Below are 23,345 nucleotides of genomic sequence, written 5' to 3' on the forward strand. Positions count from 1 at the left end.
CTGTTCACCCCCCTATTCATGGTAACAAACCAATCAAAAGCATCCAGCCGGTCGAGATCAGAAAGGCTACAACCGACGGGATGATCATATTTTTAATCCCCTGGGCGCCCTTTTTCATCACTTCTGAGCCGGCAGTAGCCACCGAGGTCATAACTGCCGCTGATGCAAAGGGCATTACCGCATCCCAGCCCAGTAAAAACTGGGCTAAAACGGCCAGCACGGTAAACGGGACCATGAACAACATGCCGGTACCCACCGCTTCTCCGGCAAACTGGCCGGCAGCAGCCAGCAATTGCGGGTTAACCATATTAAACAGCATAATAAGCAGCTTTACCGTCAGCAGGCCGGCTGCCAGAGAGAGCAATACCGAAAATACAAAGGTCATTGCTTGAAAATCGGTTTTGGTGAAAGGGATCAACATGCCAAACACCATAAAGCACAAATAAACCGGCCACATTAATACTGCCTTTTGGCCGGGACCCCCGGCATGGCCAAGTTTCATCTCCATATAATATCAGGCCTCCTTTAAATAGCATTAAGCTGGATCTTACGCACCAAAGCGGCCGAGCAAGGCCCACCCGGCAAGGAGCAGGGCGCCGCAGACAGTGGTTAAAACTATGCTGAAGGCAACCCGGTCGCCGGACATCTGCCGGATGGTAAAGAGATTAGGCCTCAAAGCCCATAAAACACCGGTGACCCCAAAGGCCACCGCGGTATTCCAACCCAGGGCCAAAGAGAATACAAGCCCGGACAGCGTGTAGACCAGTGTGGCGGAATAACCCAGGGCGAAAGAAGATATGGCCCAGTCAAAAGTATAGGCGCGGCTCGCGGCCTGAGATGAAGCCCAGGCTAGAAGCGCAATCAATACCACCCCCGCCGTGCCGTAGAAAAGCCCCAGCAGGGTAATCAACACAACGGTTGACATCTGGATTTGACCCGACCTCTGCATATCAAGCCCGGTTTGCAGGAAAAACAGGGTGAATGACAACCCGGATACCGCCAGGGAATAAGGCCAGGGAACCCTGGACATTTGGCTTTTGACTACTTCCCCCGGATTCAGGATCATGTTCAGCGCTGTTTTCCAGCGAGGCGTCTGGATGGGCGCCATAGTGTTCATATGCTAAAATCCCTCCCGTCGTTTTTTTCTCTGTGAGTGTTAAAATGCAGGCAACCTGTTTGTGAAATGTTATCCCGCTTGGTCCCTCAAAGCGCTTTATATATATAAACTGTTTAGACTTTCTTATTGAGAAATAAATTTGTTGCCGAACTCTTTAGCGAAAGCCTGGCGCACGCTATCCAGGTTCGACTGGATAGCAAAATCCAAGGTGTACACCCGGCTTTGGGCAACAATTTCAAGTTCTCCTGTTTGACAGCTCTTTTTAAAGATACATATAGAAATCAACTCATTATTATCAATAATAAACTCTTCATTATCAGCATCATGAGGTGTTAAAAATATCTGCCCGTGACCAATTGAAAGATAATAGTGCTTGGTTTTAAAAAAACCGGCTTTAAGCTTAACCTCTAAGGTCATGGAATTCACCCCTCAGGTTAGATTCTACCAGCTTTGCTAACCAAAATATTTTCTGCAAGGAAACTGGCAATGCCAATTTACAGGCACAAAACATGTCAATTTGCTTGTTATATTGTCGTCTATTTTGATAATATAAACTAAGAGGTGTTATAAATATGACATTTGCGGAAAAACTTGATTTTTTGATGAACATCACAAAAACTTCCAATAGCATGTTGGCCCGTAACATTTCGCTGGACGCGTCTTTTATCAGCCGCCTGCGCAGGGGAACCCGCACACCTGCCAGAAACGTCAACTATATACGGGCCATGGTTGAATATTTTACTCGCTGCTGCAAAACCGACTACCAAAAAGCCGCCCTTCAGGAAGCCATGAAGAGCAGCTTTAAAGAACAGCAGCAAAAAACCGGTAATATGGAAGAACTGCTTTATAAATGGCTCGGGGATGAAAATCAAGACAGGTCTGACTCGATTAACAAATTTCTAAATGACCTCGGCCACTTTCAGTTTAAAAAAACAGATCCGTTGAAGTCTGTTGATACTCATACGCCGTATTGCCAGGCAGTCTCCGAGGTCGAAGAGTATTATGGAACCGGGGGCAAGCAGGAAGCGGTGCTTACTTTTTTATCTTTGGTGCTGCAAAGCAAGAGTCCGCAAACACTGCTTCTCTACAGCGACGAGGACATGGGATGGCTGACTGAAAACCGCGAGTTTACCTTGAAATGGTCGAACCTGCTGGCCCAGGTCTTGAAAAGCGGCCATAAAATAAAAATTATCCATACGGTAAACCGTGATTTTAATGAGATGCTTGCGGCCATAAGAGAATGGGTGCCCTTGTATATGACCGGCAGCATTGAACCATATTACTATCCGAGAATACGCGACGGTTTATTCCGCAGGACATTATTCATAGCCCCGGATACCGCCGCCGTAACATCCGGCTCTGTAGGAAACAGCACCAAGAAAGCGGCCAACTTCCTATTCACTAATAAAAACACTGTTAAAGCGTTAATCGAGGAATATAACGATTTGCTGTCCCGCTGCCGTTTGCTGATGCGTATATATACTCCTTTTGGCAACGACGATTATTTAGCGCTCCTGGCTGAGTTCGAGGGCGAGGAGGGGCACGCGATTGTAAAAACCGATACCCTTACCAATGTTACTATGCCTCCCGGTGTTGTTAAAAGCATACTGGCACGAATAGAAAGTCCCGCCAGAGAGCGTCTTTTATCCTACCAGCAAATAAGGATCGACAGGTTTCTAGACAGCCTGAAAAGATGTCGTTTTACTGAAATAGCCTCCCTCCCGGACCCGGAGAATATATTGGCCGGAAAAGTGCTGGTAAATTTCTCTGACATGCTCAACGATAGCCTGCTGTTCTACACACCGGGGGAATATCGCCAACATCTGCAAAATATTATCCTGCTTCTTAAGACTTATGATAACTACCATGTGCATCTAACCCGCAATAAGCACCTGGACGGAAGTTTGGTTTATGTCCGGGAGGATGTGGGAGTATTGATGGGAAAAACTATGCCGCCCTCGGTTGTTTTCGCTATCAATGAAAGCAATATGACGGCAGCCTTCTGGGATTACATGAACCATCTGGCTAACGAGAGATCGAACAGGGACCATACTATAGCGGAGTTGGAGGCAGTCGTGGCCGGGTTGAAATGACGGAGTCTGTCGCTCCTAAAGTGTTTAATGCGCATAATTTTTAAAGACAAAAATTCAAGGGGTTATCGCTTTTTTTGCGATAACCCTTGATTTTAAAGCAATATTGGCGGAGAGACAGGGATTCGAACCCTGGAGACCGCTCATCACGGCCTACTCGATTTCGAGTCGAGCGCCTTCGACCAGCTCGGCCATCTCTCCAGCTGATTTCTTTACTCTTAATTCCCGGAAAAACTTCTGCAAAACACTGCGGCATTCCTCTTCCAGCACACCGGACACCACCTCAACCCGGTGGTTAAAGCGAGGCTGCCTGACCACGTCAATCACTGAATCTATCGCGCCGGCCTTTGGGTCAACCGCCCCGTAGACCAGTGTTTTGACCCTGAACTGCACCAGCGCCCCGGCACACATGGGACAGGGCTCCAGGGTCGAGTACAGCACAGCGCCGCTCAACCGCCAGTCCCCCTGTTGTGCGGCGGCCTCACGCAGGGCCAGCATTTCAGCGTGGGCGGAACTGTCTTTCAGGATCTCGCGCAGATTGTGCCCCCGCCCGATTACTAACCCGTCAAGCACCACAACGGCGCCAACGGGCACCTCGCCCAGGGCATAAGCTTTTTCGGCTTCCACCAGGGCTTCGCGCATATATCCGGCGTGATCCACAAGGCTTTCCCCTTCAGAAAAACTGTAATGGCGCGCCCGGTAAACCATAAAAATATATGGTTATATCAAGCGCTTTATAAGCTTAGCATAACCCCGCGAGGCATGTCAAGAAAGATAAAGCACACTTCTAAAACAATGTGTTTCAACTTTGAAAAGCCGTTGCATTCCGTTTTAAACTACCCTCTCATATGATGAAGCCGACCCAAGTTAGACTAATCTTCTTTATTCATTAGAGCAAGAACAATGATTAGCTGCAGGCTCATTCTCTATGTCCTGTGTTTCCCACAGGTCAACCGGCTTAACAAATTTTATCGACACCAGGCCGGGCTGTCCTTCCTCTTCCCCTTCAAAAATCAATTCGTAGATACCCGGGAAGACATTAAAGTCTAAACAAATATCTATTGGGGCCTCTGCTGTCTTGGGCTCGGTTTCACGGAAAAAATCTTCATTGAATAAGGCATAATGCTTATAATAAAATATTAACCTTGACTTAACGCAATTATTATCATCACAAATATCTTCCGCTTTCAGGACCAGGTATTCAGCCATAACGCACCCTTTCCCTGCTCAAGGCAGATTAAATTTTGCTTTACTCAACAGGCTTAACCGCACTGGTTTTTATAAACACTGAGCAGTGTAATCAAAGGCTCTTCAAACTCACTGCCGGCACTTTCCAGGGAAAATTCCTTGATATCTTCGTTCCCGCATGTTTCCTCCAGCATTAAAAACAACTGGTTAAGCCTATAATCGGACATTTCATACTCGGAACGAAGCCATTTCTTTACTAACTTCCGAAAGGTTTCATCGCTTTCCAAACGGCCCAGCAAATTTCTCAGATCATCTTTTAAAATTTTCTCCATACTATCAGGAACTCCCTTAAATATTTTCTACATTATAAAGTATTGCCCGATAATTTATCAACCTGTAAGATAAGTATTGAAATTTCCAGTCCGGCCGGGTAAAATTTGTCATGCGGAGGTATCTGTTATTATGATGTCGCCAATGAAGCAGTACCTGCTTATGATAGCTGCTTTTGCCCTGGCCTGGTTTATCCTGGATAAAGTCGGCTGGGCTTTTATATGGTCCCTTATTTGGCTGGCCAAATAGCAGCTCGCCCAACACATCTCCTGCCACCTAAATACAAACTTTTACCCGGGAAAACAACAGCCCCGCAAATCCCTGCGGGGCCTGTCTTTTCTGGCGCGCCCGGAGGGACTCGAACCCCCGGCACGCGGTTTAGGAAACCGCTGCTCTATCCGCCTGAGCTACGGGCGCCTGCACTATGAAAAATTTTATAACGAAGGTGAGCTTACATTACAGAGTTATAGTATAGCGGGATAAGGATCCTTTGTCAAGAAGCGGGCCGCAATTATTCCTTGTTTCCTTGTTTCAAATAACCGGTTTGATACCTGCGAGGATTAACACATAAATGTGGCCGGACCTGGCAGGCTAATAAAACAAAAGAGAGAATTAATAGAGATACAGCACACGCGAGAGTAAAAATTTTTAAACCGGAGCTTGTATACGCTCCAGCGTCTATTTGGAGGAGGTTAATTAATGCTTACCATTGATCGCTTTGAGGGCGAATACGCACTCATAGAAATGAACCGCAGGATTTTTCACATACCCAAGGTCCTCCTGCCTAAAAGCGCCAGGGAAGGAGACGTCATAACAATACAAATTACCGTCGATAAGGAAGCTGCCAGGCAGCGGAAGCAGTCTGCGGACAATCTGGCTGATAAATTATTTAAAGAATAGGAGCTTAAACTTGATCAAAAGACTGCCAGGCGCTCTTATTCTGCTTGTTTTACTGCTGGCTACCGCAGGCTGCGGCAGCTCTTCCTCTACCGGACCACTTTTAAATACCGCTCAAACCTCAGAGAATACCCAGGGCCGGATGATAGTCCATTTCCTCGATGTCGGCCAGGGCGACAGCATTTTTGTGCAGCTGCCAAATGGCCATAATATGCTGGTGGACGCCGGCCCCAGAGAAGCAGGTACGGATGTTGTTAATTACCTGAAAAAAGCCGGGGTTAAAAAAATAGACTACCTTGTCGCCACCCACCCGCATGAAGACCACATCGGAGGCATGACAGCTATTATCCGGAGGTTTGACATCGACCGGGTTTACATGCCCAGAGTCACATACACTACTAAAGTTTACGAAGATCTGCTGAAGGGTATACAGGCTGAAGGGCTGAAAATAAATGCTGCTTCAGACGGCGTTGAAATTATTAACTCCGGCGGGCTGAGAGCGGAGATGATTGCTCCCAACAGCGCCGCGTACGAAGAAATAAATAATTATTCCACAGTCATTAAACTCTCCTTCGGCAAGACCGGTTTCCTGTTAACGGGGGACGCCGAGTCGCAGTCTGAACGGGAGATGCTGGCAGATGGATACAGTCTCGAGGCAGATGTGTTAAAGGTGGGACACCACGGCAGCTATTCTTCCACTTCACCGGCATTCCTTAACGCTGTCAGGCCGAAATATTCAGTTATCTCCTGTGGCGCGGGAAACGATTATGGTTTTCCCCACGCGGCAACCCTGCAGAAGCTCAGGGGTATTCAGTTGTTCCGGACTGATCTTGACGGAGATGTTGTTTTCGAAACTGACGGGGAGGGACTGCAGGTTTCGACTGAAAGAAGGTAGCTGCCGCTACCGGGGTAAATACATCCCGGCCTTGAGCAACCGGACTAAAAACAAAACCCGCAAGTTTGCGGGTTTTTGCTTTATTTGAAACACATAGAGTTTTGCATAATAATCCGAATAAGAAACATCCTAACCCTGGAGGTGTCTTAATTGGATAAAGTCAAGAAAAAAGAGGAAAAAGCCATCGATAAAGGGTTCCCCATTAAGTCAACTTTTTTCAATCCCGCAGATGATAAAAAGTTCCCTCCCCCTGACTATGGGGACGATAAGGCTCCGGAAAAAAAAGAGTCCTTCAGCATAAGCCTTGAGGACGCTAATAAATAAAGAAGATAAATGCAGGAGGTTAAAAAATGCGTTTAATCGCAAGGTTTGAAGATAAACAGCCGGTGGGATTTCTGATTGATACCCTCCGCAATGGAGGATTCGACCGGAAGGATATGGTCGTCTCTTCCTTAAACGACGCAGATGAACAGGACCCCCAAGATCCGGTTGAACTCGCCGGTGATATTGCTTTTATAAAAACCGAGAGAGAAGGGTTATGGGAATCAGGTCCTTTTGCCGAAGGCGTTAAAGGGCTTACGCCCGGTAAAAGAGGCATTATTGTAGCGGTAGAAACCCCGAAGCATGAGGCCGACCGGGTAAGGTCCATGATGAAAGAATCAGGCGCTCTTGAGATAATACAGGATTAATATTTTAAACTATTATATTTTCAAACCACCGCTGAAGCCCAGCTTGAAGCCTGGAGACCCAATAGAAAAATCTGAAAGGATAAACCCTTTCCGAAATGGTTTCTTGCTTTCTTGTCCCTTTATATTATTTTCCATTAAAAACAAAAACAGGCTTGTTGCCTGTTTTTAATCCTAAGGCTATTATAGCTCTTGGAAGGAACTACACTATAACCCTTTGAAGGGGTTACGCTAGCCTCAGAAATATGCTATCATATTTTACTTAATATGTAAACTAGTATTTCCTTTTTATTAATAATTATTCTTTGCCATTTGGAAAATACCGTAGTTTTTCGTTCCTCTTTCATTAATATAATCAACAGACATACTTCTAATAATACTAAATAATTCGCACAACCACTTTTCAAATGGTTCTTCGGGTTCCCGTTTATCAAGACATCTTTCAAAATAATGCCTAATAATGCCTGCCATCAAATCAGCAACTTGTACTCCTGGTGTTATCACAGATTTAACAAAAAGCGGCATCTCAAGAACTCGTAAGTTTTTTCCTGTCGGATGCTTAAACAAATAATTATTTATTGCTTTCCACATTAATTTTTCTTGACTTTCTTCATCATAAACTAATAGAGCATAGGACCTCTTTTCTGAAGCAACAAAACCAACCCTTTCTAAAAGAAATCTATACCTGTTAGGTAATATATCGGCATTTTCTCTCGGAAGGTTTATATCAGGTCTTTCCATAACAGCAGCAAATACTGCAACATTATAGGATGGCATTAAATTTATTACTTCATCAGCCAGTTGTTTATTATTTGTTCTTCTAGTTATACTCTTTGGATTAATAAGATTTATTGCCTTAATTTCCCTTGGCTTTTCCTGGTCATCAAGCCCAAATATACGCTCTTTAATATTATGAATTCTCCTTGTAAGGTCTCCTACTTCATTTTCCATCATACATAAAGTCAGCAAAACTGGCCTGGTTTCAGGAGCGTTTCTATGTATATTTCCGCTTTGATCAGTAAATGCCAGCATCCCCCATGCCCTCCATAAAAAACTTTTTATGTTTTTTTCTACATAATTATCAAACTTCCTCTTCTGAATAAGTATATTAAAATCAAAAGCAACTCAAATCTCTGAGACGCTTTTTTGCAGGAATGACGGACAACCTCTAGAGCCTAGGGGATTTACAATAGCTATTAAAAAAACGGAGCATATATTAAACTGCCGGCGTACCAGGCTGGCGGTTTAAACTTTTTCAGTAAATATGCAGTAAACGGGTAGATACAGCAAAGCTCCGGTTTCCCGGAGCCTTTAATTTCAGTGGCGCGCCTGGAGAGATTCGAACCCCCGACCTTCTGATCCGTAGTCAGACGCTCTATCCAGCTGAGCTACAGGCGCATTTTTTTTAGCCTCGTTTCCGTGGCAAGTTCCATTGTAACAAAATCATAATAGCTAGTCAAGGCAAACCGGCTGGAAGCTTCAAATACCCGACATATTAACTTCCGCTTATAGTAAAGAAAATTATAGTAAAGAAAAATATTTTTTAAATGGGACAGCATTTGTACTCCGCTTAATAAAATGTTTAAAAACCTTTTTTGGCAGGTGTTCATGTTGTCCCACGCTGATAAAGCTGACGCGTCTCTAATAATCCCCTGTAAAAACGAAGGGCAAAACGTTAAAATGACGCTCGATTCGCTCCTGGCCGCGGCCCCGGCCGCCCGGGTGGAATACATTGTTGTAGACGACGGCTCCAACGACGGCTGCTGCGAATTTATAAAAGAAAACAATAAATACAGCAGCGTAAATCTTATTTCGTCCTCCCGGCTGGGGGTTTCACGGGCCAGGAACCTGGGCGCCTCGGCCTCCCGGGGCGAGTATCTAGTCTTCTGTGACGCCCATATCACCGTTCCGGCAGGCTGGCCGGACAACCTGCTCAGCGCTTTTAACCTTGACGGGGTTGACGCTGTTTCTCCAGCTATCGGCTCCCTGGAAAACCCGGGCGCCACGGGATACGGCCAGACCTGGAACGAACGGCTCCAGGTGGCCTGGCTGCCGCCGCCGCCGGGTCTGAAAACCGCAGCAGTGCCCCTGCTGCCGGGAGGCTGTGTCGCCGCCCGCAGGGATGTATTCCGGCGGGCCGGAGGGTTCGACCCCGGCTTTATCGCCTGGGGCCACGAGGACGTGGAGTTTTCCCTCAAGCTCTGGCTGTTCGGGTACCGTTTATTCGTAGCGCCGCAGGTGAAAATCCTTCACCTTTTTCGCAGAAAACACCCCTACCCGGTAAAAATGGAACACTTCCTTTACAATATGCTGCGCTTGGCCTATTCCCATTTTAATAACGAACGGATCGGAAAAGTCCTGGACCTTATTGACGAAGCCGGCAGCGCCAAAAGAATAAACGAGCGCGTTTTAAAGGGCGGTGCCGGCGAACAGCGCCTTGATTACTTTGCCCGCCGCAAACATGACGACGACTGGTTTATGCAAAAATTTCATATACCTTTTTAGTTAGTTAATAAAAACGTTCACATTGAAAAAAGCGCATTTCCTTAAAGAAATACGCTTTTTATCTCATGGCGGAGAGTGAGGGATTCGAACCCTCGATACAGGTTTATGCCCGTATACTCGCTTAGCAGGCGAGCGCCTTCAACCTACTCGGCCAACTCTCCATAATCTATTTATAATATATTTTACAGTTTTATTGCCTTCCAGTCAAAATAACTGTAAAGATGCCGGGTATCAAATATTGGCGGAGGGGGTGGGATTCGAACCCACGGGACCCGTTAAGGACCAACGGTTTTCAAGACCGCCTCCTTCAACCGCTCGGACACCCCTCCAATTTGGTCGTCGGTCGTCAGACGTCAGTAGTCGGATTGCTTGTTGGAAATCGCCTTTGGCTATTTCCTTTTTACTCTCGGTTGCCAAACGCATTATCAAGTCTAACATAGATTAAAAACGGTGTCAATAAACCAGCTTCAAACCGTTTTCGCGGTTTTTTCTTTAGCCGATTTTAGCCAAACCACCCATATATGGCCGCAGTGCCTCCGGTACCGTTACCGTCCCGTCGGCCTCCTGGCAGTTCTCCATGATCGCGGCTACCGTCCGGCCGACCGCCAGCCCGGAGCCGTTCAGGGTATGCGCCAGTTCAACCCGGCCTTTGTCGTTCCTGTATCTGATGCCGGCCCGGCGGGCCTGAAAATCCCCAAAGTTGCTGCAGGAGGAGATCTCCTTGTAATCCTGGTAGCTTGGCAGCCACACCTCAAGGTCATACGTTTTTGCCGATGAGAAGCCCATGTCGCCGGTGCACAGGACCACGGTCCGGTAGGGCAGCCCCAGGACCTGGAGGACTTTTTCCGCGTTGCCGGTCAGTTTTTCCAATTCGTCGTATGATTCTTCCGGCTTGCAGAACTTGACCAGCTCCACCTTGTTGAACTGGTGCAGCCGGATCAGGCCCCTGGTGTCCCGTCCGGCGGCGCCCGCCTCGGCCCTGAAACAGGCGCTGTAGGCGCAGTGCGAAATTGGCAGTTTCCCGCCGTCCAGGATCTCGTTGCGGTACAGGTTGGTTACCGGCACTTCAGCCGTGGGGATGAGGTAATATTCCGTACCTTCTATTTTAAACATATCCTCGGCAAACTTGGGCAGCTGCCCGGTGCCGATCATGCTGTCGCGGTTTACCATGAAAGGTGGAAATATTTCAGTATAACCGTGTTCACTGGTGTGCAGGTCCAGCATAAAGCTGATTACCGCCCGCTCCAGCTTCGCGCCGAGCCCCTTGTAAAAAAGAAACCTTGCGCCAGTGACTTTGCCGCCCCGCTCAAAGTCGAGTATATTCAGGTTTTCCCCGATTTCCCAGTGCGGCTTGGGAGTAAAGCCAAAGTCCCTCGGCTTCCCCCACTTGCGGACAACGGGATTGTCGTCAGCGCTCTCTCCCACCGGCACAGACTCGTGCGGGATGTTTGGAATGTCCAGCAGGATTTCCTGCAGCCTGCCTTCCACTTCTTTAATCTCTTCGTCTTTTTCTTTTATCGACCTGGAGAGGTCGCGCATTTCCAGTACCATGTCCGGCGCGTCTTTGCCGGCTTTTTTCAGCCGTCCTATCTCTTCTGAAACGACATTGCGCCGGTTTTTCATCTGTTCAACAACAAATAATTTTTCGCGGCGCTGCTCGTCAAGCTGGAGAAATTCTGTCAGTGAAAGGTTTGATCCGCGGCTGGCCAGGGCTTCCTGTACCTTCTGCGGGTTGCCGCGCACAAATTTCAGATCAAGCATGTAATCTGCCTCCATTGGAAGTTAACGATCTGTAAAGCTTATCTATTATACTACACGGACGCCAGGTTTGTAAAACTATGGATACACTGAAAAGGCGCCCGCAAAGGCGCCTCAACAGACTTGTGTCTTTATAAACATACTGGGATGGCGGGCTGAAGCCCGCCCTACAGAATTGGGGGAGGCCCCGATCAGGATCCTGTAGGTGCGGCTTCAGCCGCACATCTTTGGCGGGATGGGGACCCACCTTACATTTGTCAGCAAACTCGTGTCTTAACAAACATACTATGACAGAGGAATGGGGACACACCTCTGTTTAGGGCTTGCCTTCGCATACGAGGTATGTCCCCGAATTTTTAGATGCTGACGTTTTTAACACCCAGCACCCCGTCGATCTTGGCGATCTCCGCCAGTGTCTCATCCGGAACAGGGCCGTCGACGCTGAGCAGCATAACGGCTTTTCCGCCGACTACCTTGCGCCCGACCTGCATCGCCGAGATGTTCACGTTATGGGCGCCGATGAGGTTGCCCACCGGCCCGATAATCCTCGGTTTGTCAATGTGCGGCACATAAAGGATATGCCCTTCGGGGACCGCGTCGACGTGGTAGCCGTTTATGGATACTATGCGTGGGTCGTGTCCCCTGAACACAGTGCCTTCTACAGAAATATCATCATTGTCTGATACTGCCTGCACTGAAATCAGGTTGGCGTAGTCTCCTTCTTTTTCCGCCTGTTTTTGGACGACGGTGATGCCCCGGTTTCTTGCCAGGAGCGGGGCGTTTACATAGTTGACCATCTCCTGCAGGATGTTGTCAAGAAAACCCTTTAACAACGCGGTAGTTATAGGCACTACCTCCTGGTTGGCCAGGTCGCCGCTGTAGGTGATCTCTATTTTATTAACCCGCCCGTCGATCAGCTGGGCGGTAAACCGGCCCATCTTTTCGGCCAGCGGCAAAAACGGTTTGACTACAGCCATGATTTTCGGGCTGAGGGACGGAATATTCACCGTGTTTTTCACTAAGTCCCCTTTCAGCGCGGATACAACCTCTTCGGCAACATCAACGGCCACGCACAGCTGCGCTTCAGATGTTGACGCGCCCAGGTGGGGTGTGGCGATAAAGTTGTTTAATTCAAAAAGAGGGCTGTCGGTATTAGGTTCTTTTTCAAAAACATCCAGCGCCGCCCCGGCAACCTTGCCTGATTTCATTGCCTCATACAGGGCAGCTTCGTCTATCACGCCGCCCCGGGCACAGTTGACAATCCTTACTCCCGGCTTCATCAAATCAAAAGCTTCTTTGCCCAGGAGGTACCTGGACTCCTTGGTCAGGGGCAGGTGCACAGTGATAAAGTCTGCTGTTTTGAATACTTCTTCCAGGGGCAGGAGCTTGACACCCTGCATTTCCGCTTTTTCCTCGGTGATATATGGGTCGTAGGCCACGATTTTCATTTCCATACCTTGCGCCCGCTTGGCCACGGCCGAGCCGATCCGTCCCAGGCCGATTACGCCGAGGACCTTATCCCTGAGCTCAACACCCTTGTACGCCTTTTTGTCCCATTTGCCCGCGCGCAGGCTGGCGTTGGCCTGGGGAATGTTGCGGGCCAGGGCCTGCATCATGGCCATGGTGAGCTCGGCCACCGCTATTGTATTACCGCCCGGCGCGTTCACCACGAGGACTCCCCTGGCGGTGGCGGCGGCAATATCTATATTGTCCACGCCCACCCCGGCGCGGCCGACTACTTTCATTTTCGCGGCGTGCTCCAGCACCCTGGCGGTTACCTTGGTGGCGCTGCGCACTATCATCCCGTCGTAGTCGCCGATAATTTCAACAAGCTCGTCCTCGGTCATTTTGTTTCTGGTATCGATTTCAATATCAGGCTCACGCCTAAGGGCCTGCAGGCCCTCTTCTTCAACGTTGTCCAGCACAAGTACTTTCATCGTATGACTACCTCCCCAAAAATACTTCCTGGGCCGCCTTAACGCCAACTCCCATCTCTACGGGATAGCCGGCCTGCGCGAGGCCCATTTCAAGAGCGCTTACCGCGATTATGACATCCATTTTGTCGCAAAATCCCATGTGGGCAATCCGGAAGGCTTTACCCTTGATAGGTCCCTGCCCGCCGGCAAAAGTCACACCGTAATTTTTTTTGATTATTTTGCGCAGATCGTCGGCGCCTATGTTTTCCGGGCCCCACACGGCAGTCAGCACGTTTGATGCGCAGCGGTCCTCCGCCAAAAGTTTCAAACCCAGCGCTTTAACGGCGGCACGGGTGGCTCTGGCCAAAATGGCGTGGCGCTTGTATACGTTATCCATCCCTTCCGCCAGCATCATGTCCAGCGACGCGTCAAGCCCGTAGAACAGCGAAACGGAAGGTGTATAAGCCGTGTTCCACTTGTCATAAACTTTTTTGAAAGCCGGCAGGCTGAAATAAAACCGGGGGGATTTATTTTTCTTCGATACTTCCCAGGCCTTGTCGCTGACACTTACCATGGCCAGGCCGGGCGGGAGCATAAATGCCTTCTGGGAAGCTGTGCAGAGCATATCCACGCCCCACTCGTCCACTTTTATTTCTATGCCGCCCACGCCGCTGACACCGTCTACCAGCAGCACCGCGGGGGTTTTCGCCACCAGGGCGCCGATGCCCTCTATATCGTTGCATACACCGGTGGATGTTTCGTTCTGGGTGGCCAGCACAACCTTGACATCGGGGTGCTCAGCCAGTTTCTCCTTGACCACATTTAGATCCACATCGTTGCCGTAACCGAAGTTCACCTCTATCACTTCGCCGTTGTAAGCCTTGGCGATGTTGGCAAAACGCTCTCCAAAATTACCTGTAATCAGGGAAAGGACCTTGTCTCCGGGGCTCACTGTATTGGCTATGGCCGTCTCCAGGGCGCCGGTGCCGGTATTTGTAATTACAAAGACGTCGTTTTTGGTCTGGAAAACCTTTTGCACTTTTTTAACGATCTGTTCGTGCATCTGGGCAAAATTTTCAGTCCTGTGGCCGATGATAGGCATCGATATGGCTGCTGTTACCGTCGGAGGCACAGGTGTCGGTCCTGGTATCATTAGGTATTGTTTGTCCTGCATTTTTATAATATCCCCTTTCATTAAAATAAAATTTTCAGCCTAAAATATTTAAACCCCCCGTCTCTGTAAAATTATACAGGGACGAGAGGTTACTCCCGCGGTGCCACCCTTATTGACCGGATATTATCCGGTCCTCTCGAGCATGTGATAACGGGAACTGCCCGTGCCCGCCTACTGCTGCTTTCAGCGGACCCCCTCGGGGGAGCCTTTTCGTCCTGACGAAATTACCGGTTCTCAGCCACCACCGGCTCTCTTAAAATTTCGGCGGATTACTTTACCCCTTCACCGGGTTAGTATGTGTCGATTAAATATGTTTAAAATATTACTACACCTAAGATTGATTTGCAATAGCGATTTATAATTACGCGCTATTTTAAATATTTAGAGATTTTACCTTTTAATTTGTTAATTTGTGTTGCTATTTTTTATCTGTGTCGTTTTGCACACATTTTTCAAGAAAATATTTGTGGATGCGGAGATCGCCCGTTAGTTCCGGGTGAAAAGCAGCTGCCAGGAACCTGCCCTGCCGGGCCAACACAATTTTTTCACGGAATGTGGCCAGTACTTCCACGTCGCTGCCGGTCTCAATGATATAAGGAGCCCTGATAAACACAGCCCGGAATGGCTGCCCGCCTATGGCCGTTATGTCCAGGCCGGCTTCAAAGCTGTCCACCTGCCGGCCGAAGGCGTTTCTCTCAACACGGATATCCATCAGCCCCAGGCGAGGCTGCGTGGAGCCTTCGATTTCCCTGGCCAGCATAATCAGGCCCGCACATGTGCCGAATATGGGCAGCCCCTCCCGCCCCATTTTAACAATCGGCTCAAAAAGCCTGAACTCGTTTAAAAGTTTGCCGATAGTAGTGCTTTCTCCGCCGGGGATAATCAACGACGAGATTTTATCAAGCTGCTGCGGCTTTCTTATCTGTTCGGCTTCCACTCCGCAGGCGGCCAGAATATTCTCGTGCTCTCTGAAAGCCCCCTGCAGGGCCAGGACCCCCACTTTCATATCCAACATCCTTTAAAAATAATTAACTTCTATAATCAAAGCCATACCGATCGGGGTCATACCTCAGCTTTTCCAATCGGGGACATTCCTCGCATGCAGGAATGCCTGTGAGAAAGAGGTGTCCCCATTCCTCTGTCATAGTATGTTTTCTAAGACACGAGTCTGCCGACATAGGTGAGAGGTGTCCCCATTCCGCTGTCTGGTTACATCAAACCATCCAGGCCTCTCTCATTAATAATTTACCAGCCGCGGTCCTGCATCCTCTGTTCAGGGGCTATAGTCTGTATTTCCAGGCCGGGCATGGCCTCACCCAGGCCTTTGGAGATTTCGGCCAGAATTTGCGGGTCGTTATAGTGAGTGGTGGCCGCAACGATTGCTTTTGCCCTGGCGGCTGGATCTTTTGATTTGAATATGCCGGAACCGACAAAGATGCCGTCGCAGCCCAGGCTCATCATTAAAGCCGCGTCTGCGGGGGTGGCTATGCCTCCGGCGGCAAAGTTCACCACCGTCAGGCGCCCGGATTCCGCTACCTCCAATAAAAGGTGGTACGGGGCGCCCATATCTTTCGCCGCGGACATTAATTCCTCTCTCGGCATATTCTGAACGCGCCTGATCTCTCCCATTACCATTCTCATATGCCTTACAGCCTCAACCACGTTTCCGGTGCCGGGCTCTCCTTTGGTCCTGATCATCGCCGCTCCCTCGCCAATGCGCCTGAGTGCTTCCCCCAAATTGCGGGCGCCGCAAACAAAGGGCACGTTGAAGGAGTTTTTATCTATGTGGAAGTTTTCATCCGCCGGGGTGAGCACTTCACTTTCGTCAATATAGTCCACGCCCAGCGCTTCCAGGATCCGGGCTTCAACAAAATGGCCGATGCGTGCTTTGGCCATTACAGGAATGGTTACAGAATCCATAATGCGTGTAATTATAGTGGGGTCGGCCATTCTGGCCACACCTCCGGCAGCCCTTATATCCGCCGGAACCCGTTCCAAAGCCATTACAGCGCAAGCCCCTGCCTCTTCCGCTATCTTAGCCTGCTCGGGAGTCGTGACATCCATGATCACGCCGCCCTTTAACATTTCAGCAAGGCCTTTTTTTACAGTCCAGGTTCCCTTTTCAACCACGAAAAATGCCTCCAATCAAGTCCTTTTAACTATCAAATTATTCTATAATAATTTATATTCAAAAACAAGTAAATCTGTTGGGATAACAAAAAAACGCCCTTAAAGGCGTTAACAAATTTCTGTCATTCTACGAAAGGGCGTATATAGTAAAGCGTCTTTTCGAGAAGGGCGCCCGCGCTTAGCGATAATGAAACGGACAGGACCAGCATAAAAAATATTAATAATTTTTTCTTTATTTTATAACACCCCTCCCTGTTAATGTTATTTTATGTAAATAATAACATATGCTGTCAACTACGGGCAGTTCCTTTATTCTGTGTTAAAGGTCGAAAATTTAAAATCTGCTCTTTATATCTTCTTTTCTCACAGTTTTTTGCGTTATCGCAAGCGTCCTGAAAAACGAACCTCATTCTTTATGAGGTCCAAATATATCGTTAAATGGTACCAGACAGAGGAATGGGGACACCCCTTTCTCACAGGCATTCCTGCATGCGAGGAATGTCCCCGATTGGAAAAGCAGAGGTATGTCCCCAATATATTAGTCGTCTGTAAGGACACTGGCCACCGCCACCACGGTGTCGCCCTGGTCAAGTTTCATCAGGGTAACGCCCTGGGTAGCCCGTCCTATTTTTGAGATGTCCTCGGCGCTGAACCTGATCGCTATTCCTTCAGCGCTGACCATCATTACTTCTTCATCGCTCTTGACCACCTGGACAGCCACCACCAGACCGTTCCTCTTGTTCACTTTAATGTTGATAACACCTTTACCTGCTCTGGTCTGGGCGCGGTACTCTGTGAGCAGAGTCCGCTTACCGAACCCGTTCGCCGTCACAGTGAGCAAATAAGCGTCCGGCCGGACGGTTTCCATGCCGACAACCTCGTCGTTAGCGGCCAGGCTGATCCCTCTCACCCCGCGGGTGTTGCGTCCCATCGGTCGCACCTGCTCCTCCGGGAAACGGATCGCCTGCCCTCTCTTGGTGGCCAGGACAATCTGTTCTTCGCCGCTGGTAAGTTTTACATCGACAAGCTGGTCTTCCTCATTCAAAGAAATCGCAATAATGCCGTCCCGCCGGGAAGTGTCGTACTGGTCAAGAGATGTCTTTTTGACCAGGCCGTGTCTGGTGGCCATAAACAGGTACTGTTCTGAATCAAATTCTTTTACCGGGATTACAGCCGTTATTTTTTCGTCACCGCCAATGTACAACAGGTTAACGATAGCGGTGCCCTTGGCCTGCCGCCCGGCTTCCGGTATTTCATGCACCTTGAGGCGGAACACCTTGCCCTGGTTGGTAAAAAACAAGAAAAAGTGGTGGGTCGTGGTCACAAAGAGGTGCCGCACGAAATCCTCGGTCTTGGTGCCCATGGCCATCACGCCGCGGCCGCCCCTGCGCTGGTTGCGGTATGTGTCCAGCGGAATTCTTTTTGTGTAGCCCTGGTTTGTGATTGTAATCACGACGTCCTCTTCGGGAATAAGGTCTTCTGTTCCCAGTGCCACTTCTTCGTCTGATATGAAAGATCGCCGAGGGTCGGCAAACTTTTTCTTAATAACTAATAGCTCTTTTTTAATGATATCCAGGACCTTCTTCTCGCTCTCCAGAATGGAGCGCAGGTAAGCAATTTTACTTAGAAGCTCCTTGTATTCCTGCTCGAGTTTTTCACGCTCCAGACCGGTCAGCTGCTTAAGCCTCATTTCAACGATAGCCTCAGCCTGTCTTTCCGTCAGTCCGAATTTTTCGCACAAAGCTTTCTTGGCCAGGTCTGTAGTCTGTGAAGACCTGATTATTTTTATGACCTCGTCCAGGTAGGCAATAGCGATGCGCAGTCCCTCTACAATATGCGCCCGCTCCTCCGCCTTTCTCAGATCAAAGCGGGTCCTCCTGACAATCACATCTTTTTGGTGTTCCAGGTAGTAAAATAAAATTTGCTTAAGGTTTAATACCCGGGGCTGCCCGTTGACCAGGGCCAGCATGTTGACCCCGAAGCTGTCCTGCAACTGGGTGTGCTTGTAAAGCTGGTTTAGGATCACCTGCGGATTAGCATCCCGCTTGAGTTCAATCATAATCCTCATCCCGCGGCGGTCCGACTCGTCACGCAGGTCGCTGATGCCGTCGATCTTCTTGTCCTTAACCAGCTCGGCTATTTTTTCGATAAGCCTGGCCTTATTAACCTGGTAAGGTATTTCATTAACAATGATGCAGTTTCTGCCGCTGTCGGTTTTTTCGATCATTGTCTGGGCGCGTACTCTTATAGTTCCCCTGCCGGTGCGGTAAGCGTTCCAGATACCTTCCCTGCCCATAATCTTGCCGCCGGTCGGAAAATCAGGCCCCTTGATTACGGTCATGATCTCCTGCACTTCAGCTTCAGGTTTATCAATTAACATGATTACCCCGTCGATCACCTCGGCCAGGTTGTGGGGCGGAATATTGGTGGCCATTCCCACAGCTATGCCGGCGGAACCGTTAATAAGCAAGTTTGGTATCCGGGCAGGCAAAACTGTTGGTTCCTCGTTCTTATCATCGTAGTTGGGAATAAAATCAACTGTTTCTTTTTCTATATCAACCAGCATTTCCGCGGTAATCTTGGCCATGCGCGCCTCGGTGTACCGCATGGCCGCGGCTGAGTCACCGTCCACGGAGCCGAAGTTGCCGTGGCCGTCCACCAGGGGGTAGCGGCAGGCGAAGTCCTGGGCCAGCCGGACCAGAGCATCATACACGGAAGTATCACCGTGCGGGTGATATTTTGCCAGGACTTCCCCTACAATGTAAGCAGATTTGCGGTGAGGCTTATCCGACGACAAGCCAAGGGAATGCATGGCATAAAGTATACGGCGGTGCACAGGTTTTAGGCCGTCCCTCACGTCCGGCAGCGCCCTCGCCACAATAACGCTCATAGCATAGTCCAGGTAGGAGTGTTTCATCTCCTCATTTATATCAAGCGGAACCACTTTACCGGTTATAGACGGCAAACCGGTCACCTCCACATTAAACTACCAGGGGAATTATACCAAAATTAAAGCTTAAATGCAATTTTAAGCGAAACTCCTGCGGGGCAAAAAAAGCAGGCTTTTTTAGCCCGCTCAAATTCCATTTTTGTAAATATGGAACTGTTATTTAAAGCTGCCTTATGCGGCCTGGCTTAAAATAAGGGCCGATCCGCCCCGGGGAAATTGTGCACGCAACCCCGTTAATTACAGCCTTTTAGCCGCTGCGGCAGTATTAGCCTGTTTTCCCCTCCAGGTTTTTGTAATCTGCACGTATACCTTGGAGGGTTTCACACAATCAAGCTGCTTCACCTCAAATCCTTTTATTATACTTTCTTTCTCTTAATCGATTCGTACGTACGAAAGATCTTTCTGCCAGCATTGCGGGGGGCAAGTTTTAAATTCTGCCCAAACCTGCCCAGTAATGTCTGCGGCCACCGCCGCGAAATAACTATTATTTTCGTTTCCGCCAACTACACACCTCCCCCGCTCCTGTTTTCTGATTTTAAGGCCCCCTGATTATATGAGAACCTGACTGCGTTATTATTGAAATTATAATTACCGCTGCCCATTTAACCTGTTCGACTGCAGTGCCAACCCTGAATATAATTTTTTCCCGGAGAAACGCTTTTACCCCGTCCAGCGCCACAGGCGCAGCCGCTATAACATCCTGAAGGAAGTGGGCAGATTTCTCCGTGACAGCGCCGGCTAAAAAAGCCATCACCAGGAGCAGCGCCACAAGAAACAGGGATTTTGCCTTTTTTGTCTTCGTCGGCCTGTAAACAGTGATCGTTTTCATTCTTATCCTCTCCTTGGTCACCCAATTGATAAAGGCCGGTGGATTAAACTGCTTATCTTATTTGTCTGTTTACTGCAGGCTTTCAGCTCCCTTTCAATTAATCTTTGTCGTTTATATTAAATTGTCTGCCGCCATCTCTTTATTTTTTATCAGCAGTCAGACAGAATTTGTCTTGTTAAAATTTACATTTATTGCCACCCGTTTTTGATTTACATACTACCACACCGGTGCAAATCCGTTTTTAGGTAAAATTTGGAAACTAGCTCCGCCTGTCTTTTATAAACTCCTTATTTCTCTGCATTACCAATAATTTGGCTCTTCCAAAAAATTTAAAAACCACCCTGAAAAACGGGTGGTTTCAAGTGTAGACAAATACCAGGAATGCAGATATTACTGACATCCGACGTCTGACGACCGGCGACTGAGTTTACACATCCAGGTTTCGCACCAGGTGGGCGTTTTCCATGATATAGTCCCGGCGCGGCTCCACCCTGTCCCCCATCAGCATGGAAAAAATAGAGTCAGCCTCGATGGCGTCTTCCAGGGTAACCTGCATCACGGTCCTTGTTTCAGGATTCATGGTGGTTTCCCAGAGCTGGACGGCATCCATTTCACCCAGACCTTTATACCTCTGGATGGAAATGCCTCCCCTGCCGATCTTGCTTAAAAGTTTTTCCAGCTCTGCGTCGTTGTACACGTAATTTTCGCTTCTGCCCTTTTTCACCCTGTATAAAGGCGGCTGAGCGATATAAACGTATCCTGATTCCACCAGCGGCTTCATATACCGGTAAAAGAACGTCAGCAGGAGCGTCCTGATGTGAGCGCCGTCAATATCGGCGTCTGACATCAGGATAACCTTGTGGTACCTGGCCCTGGATATGTCAAATTCTTCACTGATGCCTGTCCCCAGTGCGGTGATCATGGTTCGTATTTCTTCATTGGCCAGGATTTTGTCCAGGCGGGCTTTCTCAACATTTAAAATTTTGCCCCGCAGGGGCAGGATGGCCTGAAACCGCCTGTCACGGCCCTGCTTGGCAGATCCGCCGGCGGAGTCACCCTCCACAAGATACAGCTCACAAGCTGAAGGGTCCCGTTCGGAGCAGTCCGCCAGTTTGCCCGGCAGGGTTGAGCTTTCCAGGGCGCTTTTACGCCTGGTCAGTTCTTTTGCCTTGCGGGCAGCCTCGCGCGCCCTGGAAGAGGTGATCGCTTTCTCCAGAATACGTTTGGCCACCGGGGGATTTTCCTCAAGAAATGTCCCCAGCCCTTCGCCCATAACCGTATCGACTATGCTTCTTACCTCGCTGTTTCCAAGCTTGGTCTTGGTCTGTCCTTCAAACTGCGGCTCCGGCACTTTGACGCTGATAACAGCTGTTAGCCCCTCCCTGATATCTTCACCCGAAAGGTTGCTCACTCCGTTTTTCAGAATGTTGTATTTGCGCCCGTAGTCATTTATAACCCTGGTGAGGGCGGCTTTGAAACCCGCCTCGTGTGTCCCTCCATCAATGGTGTTGATGTTGTTGGCATAAGAAAATATATTATCTACAGCATAGGAATCTGTGTACTGCAAGGCTATTTCCACCATTACGTCTTCCCTCTGTTTTTGGAAATAGATAGGCTTGGAATGGAGCGGCGTCTTGCTCCTGTTCAGGTGTTTAACATAATCTTTAATGCCGCCTTCGTGCTCGTACTCTACCACCTGGCCTGTACGCTTGTCCTTAAGGGTGATTTTTACGCCAGCGTTCAGGAAAGACAGCTCTCTTAAACGATGGGTAAGTGTATCCTGGTTGAAAATAAGGTCTTCGAATATTTGGTAGTCAGGTTTAAAACTTATTTTTGTCCCGTTTGTTTTGCTCTTACCTATGATTTTTAACTCGGTAACTGGTATGCCCCTGTGATATTTTTGATAATAAACATTCCCGTTAAGCCTGACTTCCACCTCAAGCCACTCGGAAAGCGCGTTTACCACTGAAACGCCCACACCGTGCAGCCCGCCGGATACTTTATAGCCGCCGCCTCCGAACTTGCCTCCGGCGTGCAGTATGGTCAGCACCACTTCCACTGCCGGCCGCCCCGTTTGGGATTGTATACCGACAGGGATGCCACGGCCGTTATCAATTACGACAATGGAATTGTCTTCATTGATAACCACCTCTATCTTGTTGCAAAACCCGGCCATGGCCTCGTCTATGCTGTTATCCACAACCTCGTAAACCAGGTGGTGCAGACCTCTTGAGCTTGTACTGCCAATGTACATGCTGGGCCTGCGTCTTACTGCTTCCAGCCCTTCCAGAACCTGAATCTCTTCAGCTCCGTAGCGGTTGTTTTCGCTGACTTCAGTCAATACGAAACCACTCCTTTTTTAATTAAAAAATTCTATATAATCTAGAAAAATAAATAAGTGGGGTCAAAACTTTTAGGTCCAACACATTGACAGAGGATTACAGGATTATTAAGGATTAACAGGATTTAAACAATGCTTTTTAAGTATATAACAACAAATTTTAATAATCCTCAATAACTCCTAATAATCGCCGATAAACATGTCCGTGAAGAATTTAAACTCTTTAAAATCCTGTAAATCTTGTTTAAAATCCTGTTAATCCTGTCAATTTGTTTTTGGTTATGGACATCTAAAGTTCAAAAATATCTTTCGACCTTTTCTTCAGCGTACTGCATGAAATCGGGGACATGTATATGTCCCTGGTCGTTACCACAAACGATTTCTCCCTGTCCTTTTCATAAATATTTCTTATAAAACCTTCATCCCTGGCAATTTCTATAAATTCTTTTGTCACGGCCGCCTGCGCGGTAGTTATATCCAGGATGGCGATAATGTCCTTTTTCAGGACCACGACGTCTGCTCCAAGGTGTAAAAACATG

Annotated in this window: 23 protein-coding genes, 5 tRNA genes and 1 other annotated feature; of the genes, 6 read left to right on the top strand and 22 right to left on the bottom strand. The window is 48.4% G+C overall.

Annotated features, from left to right (window positions below):
- Window positions 1-16 precede the first annotated feature (16 nt).
- The 3 genes from ACOBQJ_RS12160 to ACOBQJ_RS12170 all read right to left on the bottom strand — a co-directional run bounded on the left by ACOBQJ_RS12160 (window position 17) and on the right by ACOBQJ_RS12170 (window position 1,534).
- Complete coding sequence (locus ACOBQJ_RS12160) at window positions 17-508, bottom strand: hypothetical protein (protein ID WP_421072038.1); 492 nt, start codon at window positions 506-508, stop codon at window positions 17-19.
- Between the two features lie 39 nt (window positions 509-547).
- Window positions 548-1,117, bottom strand: coding sequence for a hypothetical protein (locus ACOBQJ_RS12165; protein ID WP_421072039.1), 570 nt, complete (start codon window positions 1,115-1,117; stop codon window positions 548-550).
- A gap of 123 nt (window positions 1,118-1,240) precedes the next feature.
- Window positions 1,241-1,534: a hypothetical protein gene (locus ACOBQJ_RS12170; RefSeq protein WP_421072040.1), complete on the bottom strand. Its 294-nt coding sequence runs from the start codon at window positions 1,532-1,534 to the stop codon at window positions 1,241-1,243.
- A 155-nt stretch (window positions 1,535-1,689) separates the two neighbouring features.
- Between ACOBQJ_RS12170 and ACOBQJ_RS12175 the strand changes: the two genes are divergently transcribed.
- Window positions 1,690-3,210: a transcriptional regulator gene (locus ACOBQJ_RS12175; protein ID WP_421072041.1), complete on the top strand. Its 1,521-nt coding sequence runs from the start codon at window positions 1,690-1,692 to the stop codon at window positions 3,208-3,210.
- Window positions 3,211-3,314: 104 nt separating this feature from the next.
- Here the strand turns inward: ACOBQJ_RS12175 and ACOBQJ_RS12180 are convergent.
- The 5 genes from ACOBQJ_RS12180 to ACOBQJ_RS12200 all read right to left on the bottom strand — a co-directional run bounded on the left by ACOBQJ_RS12180 (window position 3,315) and on the right by ACOBQJ_RS12200 (window position 5,142).
- Window positions 3,315-3,408: transfer RNA gene (locus ACOBQJ_RS12180), tRNA-Ser, on the bottom strand.
- Window positions 3,361-3,849, bottom strand: a complete 489-nt coding sequence (gene tadA / locus ACOBQJ_RS12185; protein WP_421072104.1) for a tRNA adenosine(34) deaminase TadA — start codon at window positions 3,847-3,849, stop codon at window positions 3,361-3,363. Before tadA ends, ACOBQJ_RS12180 begins: the two co-directional genes overlap by 48 nt.
- A gap of 240 nt (window positions 3,850-4,089) precedes the next feature.
- Window positions 4,090-4,416, bottom strand: coding sequence for a hypothetical protein (locus ACOBQJ_RS12190; protein ID WP_421072042.1), 327 nt, complete (start codon window positions 4,414-4,416; stop codon window positions 4,090-4,092).
- Between the two features lie 53 nt (window positions 4,417-4,469).
- Complete coding sequence (locus ACOBQJ_RS12195) at window positions 4,470-4,727, bottom strand: hypothetical protein (RefSeq protein ID WP_421072043.1); 258 nt, start codon at window positions 4,725-4,727, stop codon at window positions 4,470-4,472.
- A 338-nt stretch (window positions 4,728-5,065) separates the two neighbouring features.
- Window positions 5,066-5,142 (bottom strand) — tRNA-Arg (locus tag ACOBQJ_RS12200).
- A gap of 282 nt (window positions 5,143-5,424) precedes the next feature.
- Here ACOBQJ_RS12200 and ACOBQJ_RS12205 point away from each other — a divergent pair.
- From ACOBQJ_RS12205 to ACOBQJ_RS12220, 4 genes are all read left to right on the top strand, one after another.
- The gene (locus tag ACOBQJ_RS12205) at window positions 5,425-5,625 is read left to right on the top strand and encodes a DUF3006 domain-containing protein (protein ID WP_421072044.1); all 201 of its coding nucleotides are present in this window, start codon (window positions 5,425-5,427) and stop codon (window positions 5,623-5,625) included.
- 10 nt (window positions 5,626-5,635) lie between these two features.
- Window positions 5,636-6,517 (top strand): ComEC/Rec2 family competence protein, encoded by an 882-nt coding sequence (locus ACOBQJ_RS12210; protein ID WP_421072045.1) that lies wholly within the window; start codon window positions 5,636-5,638, stop codon window positions 6,515-6,517.
- 150 nt (window positions 6,518-6,667) lie between these two features.
- Window positions 6,668-6,841 (top strand): hypothetical protein, encoded by a 174-nt coding sequence (locus tag ACOBQJ_RS12215; protein WP_421072046.1) that lies wholly within the window; start codon window positions 6,668-6,670, stop codon window positions 6,839-6,841.
- A 26-nt stretch (window positions 6,842-6,867) separates the two neighbouring features.
- Window positions 6,868-7,206 carry a hypothetical protein gene (locus ACOBQJ_RS12220; protein WP_421072047.1) on the top strand — a complete coding sequence of 113 codons (339 nt, stop codon included), beginning with the start codon at window positions 6,868-6,870 and terminating at the stop codon, window positions 7,204-7,206.
- 288 nt (window positions 7,207-7,494) lie between these two features.
- Here ACOBQJ_RS12220 and ACOBQJ_RS12225 read toward each other — a convergent pair whose 3' ends face one another.
- Both ACOBQJ_RS12225 and ACOBQJ_RS12230 read right to left on the bottom strand, forming a co-directional pair.
- Window positions 7,495-8,235 (bottom strand): DUF3800 domain-containing protein, encoded by a 741-nt coding sequence (locus ACOBQJ_RS12225; RefSeq protein ID WP_421072048.1) that lies wholly within the window; start codon window positions 8,233-8,235, stop codon window positions 7,495-7,497.
- A 289-nt stretch (window positions 8,236-8,524) separates the two neighbouring features.
- Window positions 8,525-8,601: transfer RNA gene (locus tag ACOBQJ_RS12230), tRNA-Arg, on the bottom strand.
- A gap of 180 nt (window positions 8,602-8,781) precedes the next feature.
- Between ACOBQJ_RS12230 and ACOBQJ_RS12235 the strand changes: the two genes are divergently transcribed.
- The gene (locus ACOBQJ_RS12235) at window positions 8,782-9,708 is read left to right on the top strand and encodes a glycosyltransferase family 2 protein (RefSeq protein WP_421072049.1); all 927 of its coding nucleotides are present in this window, start codon (window positions 8,782-8,784) and stop codon (window positions 9,706-9,708) included.
- Window positions 9,709-9,774: 66 nt separating this feature from the next.
- On the opposite strand, the gene ACOBQJ_RS12240 is transcribed toward ACOBQJ_RS12235, so the two are convergent.
- From ACOBQJ_RS12240 to remB, 12 genes are all read right to left on the bottom strand, one after another.
- Window positions 9,775-9,869 (bottom strand) — tRNA-Ser (locus ACOBQJ_RS12240).
- A gap of 78 nt (window positions 9,870-9,947) precedes the next feature.
- Window positions 9,948-10,037: transfer RNA gene (locus tag ACOBQJ_RS12245), tRNA-Ser, on the bottom strand.
- Window positions 10,038-10,200: 163 nt separating this feature from the next.
- Window positions 10,201-11,469 (bottom strand): serine--tRNA ligase, encoded by a 1,269-nt coding sequence (gene serS, locus ACOBQJ_RS12250; RefSeq protein WP_421072050.1) that lies wholly within the window; start codon window positions 11,467-11,469, stop codon window positions 10,201-10,203.
- Between the two features lie 353 nt (window positions 11,470-11,822).
- On the bottom strand, window positions 11,823-13,403 hold the full coding sequence (gene serA, locus ACOBQJ_RS12255; RefSeq protein ID WP_421072051.1) for a phosphoglycerate dehydrogenase: 1,581 nt from the start codon (window positions 13,401-13,403) through the stop codon (window positions 11,823-11,825).
- A 7-nt stretch (window positions 13,404-13,410) separates the two neighbouring features.
- Window positions 13,411-14,556 carry a pyridoxal-phosphate-dependent aminotransferase family protein gene (locus tag ACOBQJ_RS12260; protein WP_421072105.1) on the bottom strand — a complete coding sequence of 382 codons (1,146 nt, stop codon included), beginning with the start codon at window positions 14,554-14,556 and terminating at the stop codon, window positions 13,411-13,413.
- Between the two features lie 74 nt (window positions 14,557-14,630).
- Window positions 14,631-14,851, bottom strand: a binding site (T-box leader).
- A gap of 123 nt (window positions 14,852-14,974) precedes the next feature.
- The gene (gene pdxT / locus ACOBQJ_RS12265; RefSeq protein ID WP_421072052.1) at window positions 14,975-15,562 is read right to left on the bottom strand and encodes a pyridoxal 5'-phosphate synthase glutaminase subunit PdxT; all 588 of its coding nucleotides are present in this window, start codon (window positions 15,560-15,562) and stop codon (window positions 14,975-14,977) included.
- Between the two features lie 239 nt (window positions 15,563-15,801).
- Entirely contained in the window at window positions 15,802-16,686 is an 885-nt protein-coding gene (gene pdxS, locus ACOBQJ_RS12270; RefSeq protein ID WP_421072053.1) for a pyridoxal 5'-phosphate synthase lyase subunit PdxS, read from the bottom strand.
- A 538-nt stretch (window positions 16,687-17,224) separates the two neighbouring features.
- A complete protein-coding gene (gene gyrA, locus ACOBQJ_RS12275; RefSeq protein WP_421072054.1) occupies window positions 17,225-19,651 on the bottom strand; it encodes a DNA gyrase subunit A in 2,427 nt (808 codons plus the stop codon).
- A gap of 341 nt (window positions 19,652-19,992) precedes the next feature.
- Window positions 19,993-20,139, bottom strand: coding sequence for a hypothetical protein (locus ACOBQJ_RS12280; RefSeq protein WP_421072055.1), 147 nt, complete (start codon window positions 20,137-20,139; stop codon window positions 19,993-19,995).
- A gap of 32 nt (window positions 20,140-20,171) precedes the next feature.
- A complete protein-coding gene (locus ACOBQJ_RS12285) occupies window positions 20,172-20,465 on the bottom strand; it encodes a hypothetical protein (protein WP_421072056.1) in 294 nt (97 codons plus the stop codon).
- Window positions 20,466-20,892: 427 nt separating this feature from the next.
- Window positions 20,893-22,806, bottom strand: coding sequence for a DNA topoisomerase (ATP-hydrolyzing) subunit B (gene gyrB, locus ACOBQJ_RS12290; protein WP_421072057.1), 1,914 nt, complete (start codon window positions 22,804-22,806; stop codon window positions 20,893-20,895).
- A gap of 289 nt (window positions 22,807-23,095) precedes the next feature.
- The gene (gene remB / locus ACOBQJ_RS12295; protein WP_421072058.1) at window positions 23,096-23,344 is read right to left on the bottom strand and encodes an extracellular matrix regulator RemB; all 249 of its coding nucleotides are present in this window, start codon (window positions 23,342-23,344) and stop codon (window positions 23,096-23,098) included.
- Window position 23,345 lies beyond the last annotated feature (1 nt).

Source organism: Pelotomaculum propionicicum (genome assembly GCF_048984525.1).
Lineage (GTDB): Bacteria > Bacillota > Desulfotomaculia > Desulfotomaculales > Pelotomaculaceae > Syntrophopropionicum > Syntrophopropionicum propionicicum_A.

Bases quoted from the DNA above. Each gene is read 5' to 3' on its own strand.
- pdxT (WP_421072052.1), bottom strand. From the start codon at position 15,562: ATGAAAGTGGGGGTCCTGGCCCTGCAGGGGGCTTTCAGAGAGCACGAG.
- serS (WP_421072050.1), bottom strand. From the start codon at position 11,469: ATGCTTGATCTGAAATTTGTGCGCGGCAACCCGCAGAAGGTACAGGAA.
- ACOBQJ_RS12170 (WP_421072040.1), bottom strand. From the start codon at position 1,534: ATGACCTTAGAGGTTAAGCTTAAAGCCGGTTTTTTTAAAACCAAGCAC.
- serA (WP_421072051.1), bottom strand. From the start codon at position 13,403: ATGAAAGTACTTGTGCTGGACAACGTTGAAGAAGAGGGCCTGCAGGCC.
- ACOBQJ_RS12195 (WP_421072043.1), bottom strand. From the start codon at position 4,727: ATGGAGAAAATTTTAAAAGATGATCTGAGAAATTTGCTGGGCCGTTTG.
- ACOBQJ_RS12225 (WP_421072048.1), bottom strand. From the start codon at position 8,235: ATGCTGGCATTTACTGATCAAAGCGGAAATATACATAGAAACGCTCCT.
- ACOBQJ_RS12260 (WP_421072105.1), bottom strand. From the start codon at position 14,556: ATGCAGGACAAACAATACCTAATGATACCAGGACCGACACCTGTGCCT.
- tadA (WP_421072104.1), bottom strand. From the start codon at position 3,849: ATGCGCGAAGCCCTGGTGGAAGCCGAAAAAGCTTATGCCCTGGGCGAG.
- ACOBQJ_RS12235 (WP_421072049.1), top strand. From the start codon at position 8,782: ATGTTTAAAAACCTTTTTTGGCAGGTGTTCATGTTGTCCCACGCTGAT.
- ACOBQJ_RS12190 (WP_421072042.1), bottom strand. From the start codon at position 4,416: ATGGCTGAATACCTGGTCCTGAAAGCGGAAGATATTTGTGATGATAAT.
- ACOBQJ_RS12285 (WP_421072056.1), bottom strand. From the start codon at position 20,465: ATGAAAACGATCACTGTTTACAGGCCGACGAAGACAAAAAAGGCAAAA.
- ACOBQJ_RS12205 (WP_421072044.1), top strand. From the start codon at position 5,425: ATGCTTACCATTGATCGCTTTGAGGGCGAATACGCACTCATAGAAATG.
- ACOBQJ_RS12160 (WP_421072038.1), bottom strand. From the start codon at position 508: ATGGAGATGAAACTTGGCCATGCCGGGGGTCCCGGCCAAAAGGCAGTA.
- ACOBQJ_RS12165 (WP_421072039.1), bottom strand. From the start codon at position 1,117: ATGAACACTATGGCGCCCATCCAGACGCCTCGCTGGAAAACAGCGCTG.
- remB (WP_421072058.1), bottom strand. From the start codon at position 23,344: ATGTTTTTACACCTTGGAGCAGACGTCGTGGTCCTGAAAAAGGACATT.
- ACOBQJ_RS12175 (WP_421072041.1), top strand. From the start codon at position 1,690: ATGACATTTGCGGAAAAACTTGATTTTTTGATGAACATCACAAAAACT.
- ACOBQJ_RS12220 (WP_421072047.1), top strand. From the start codon at position 6,868: ATGCGTTTAATCGCAAGGTTTGAAGATAAACAGCCGGTGGGATTTCTG.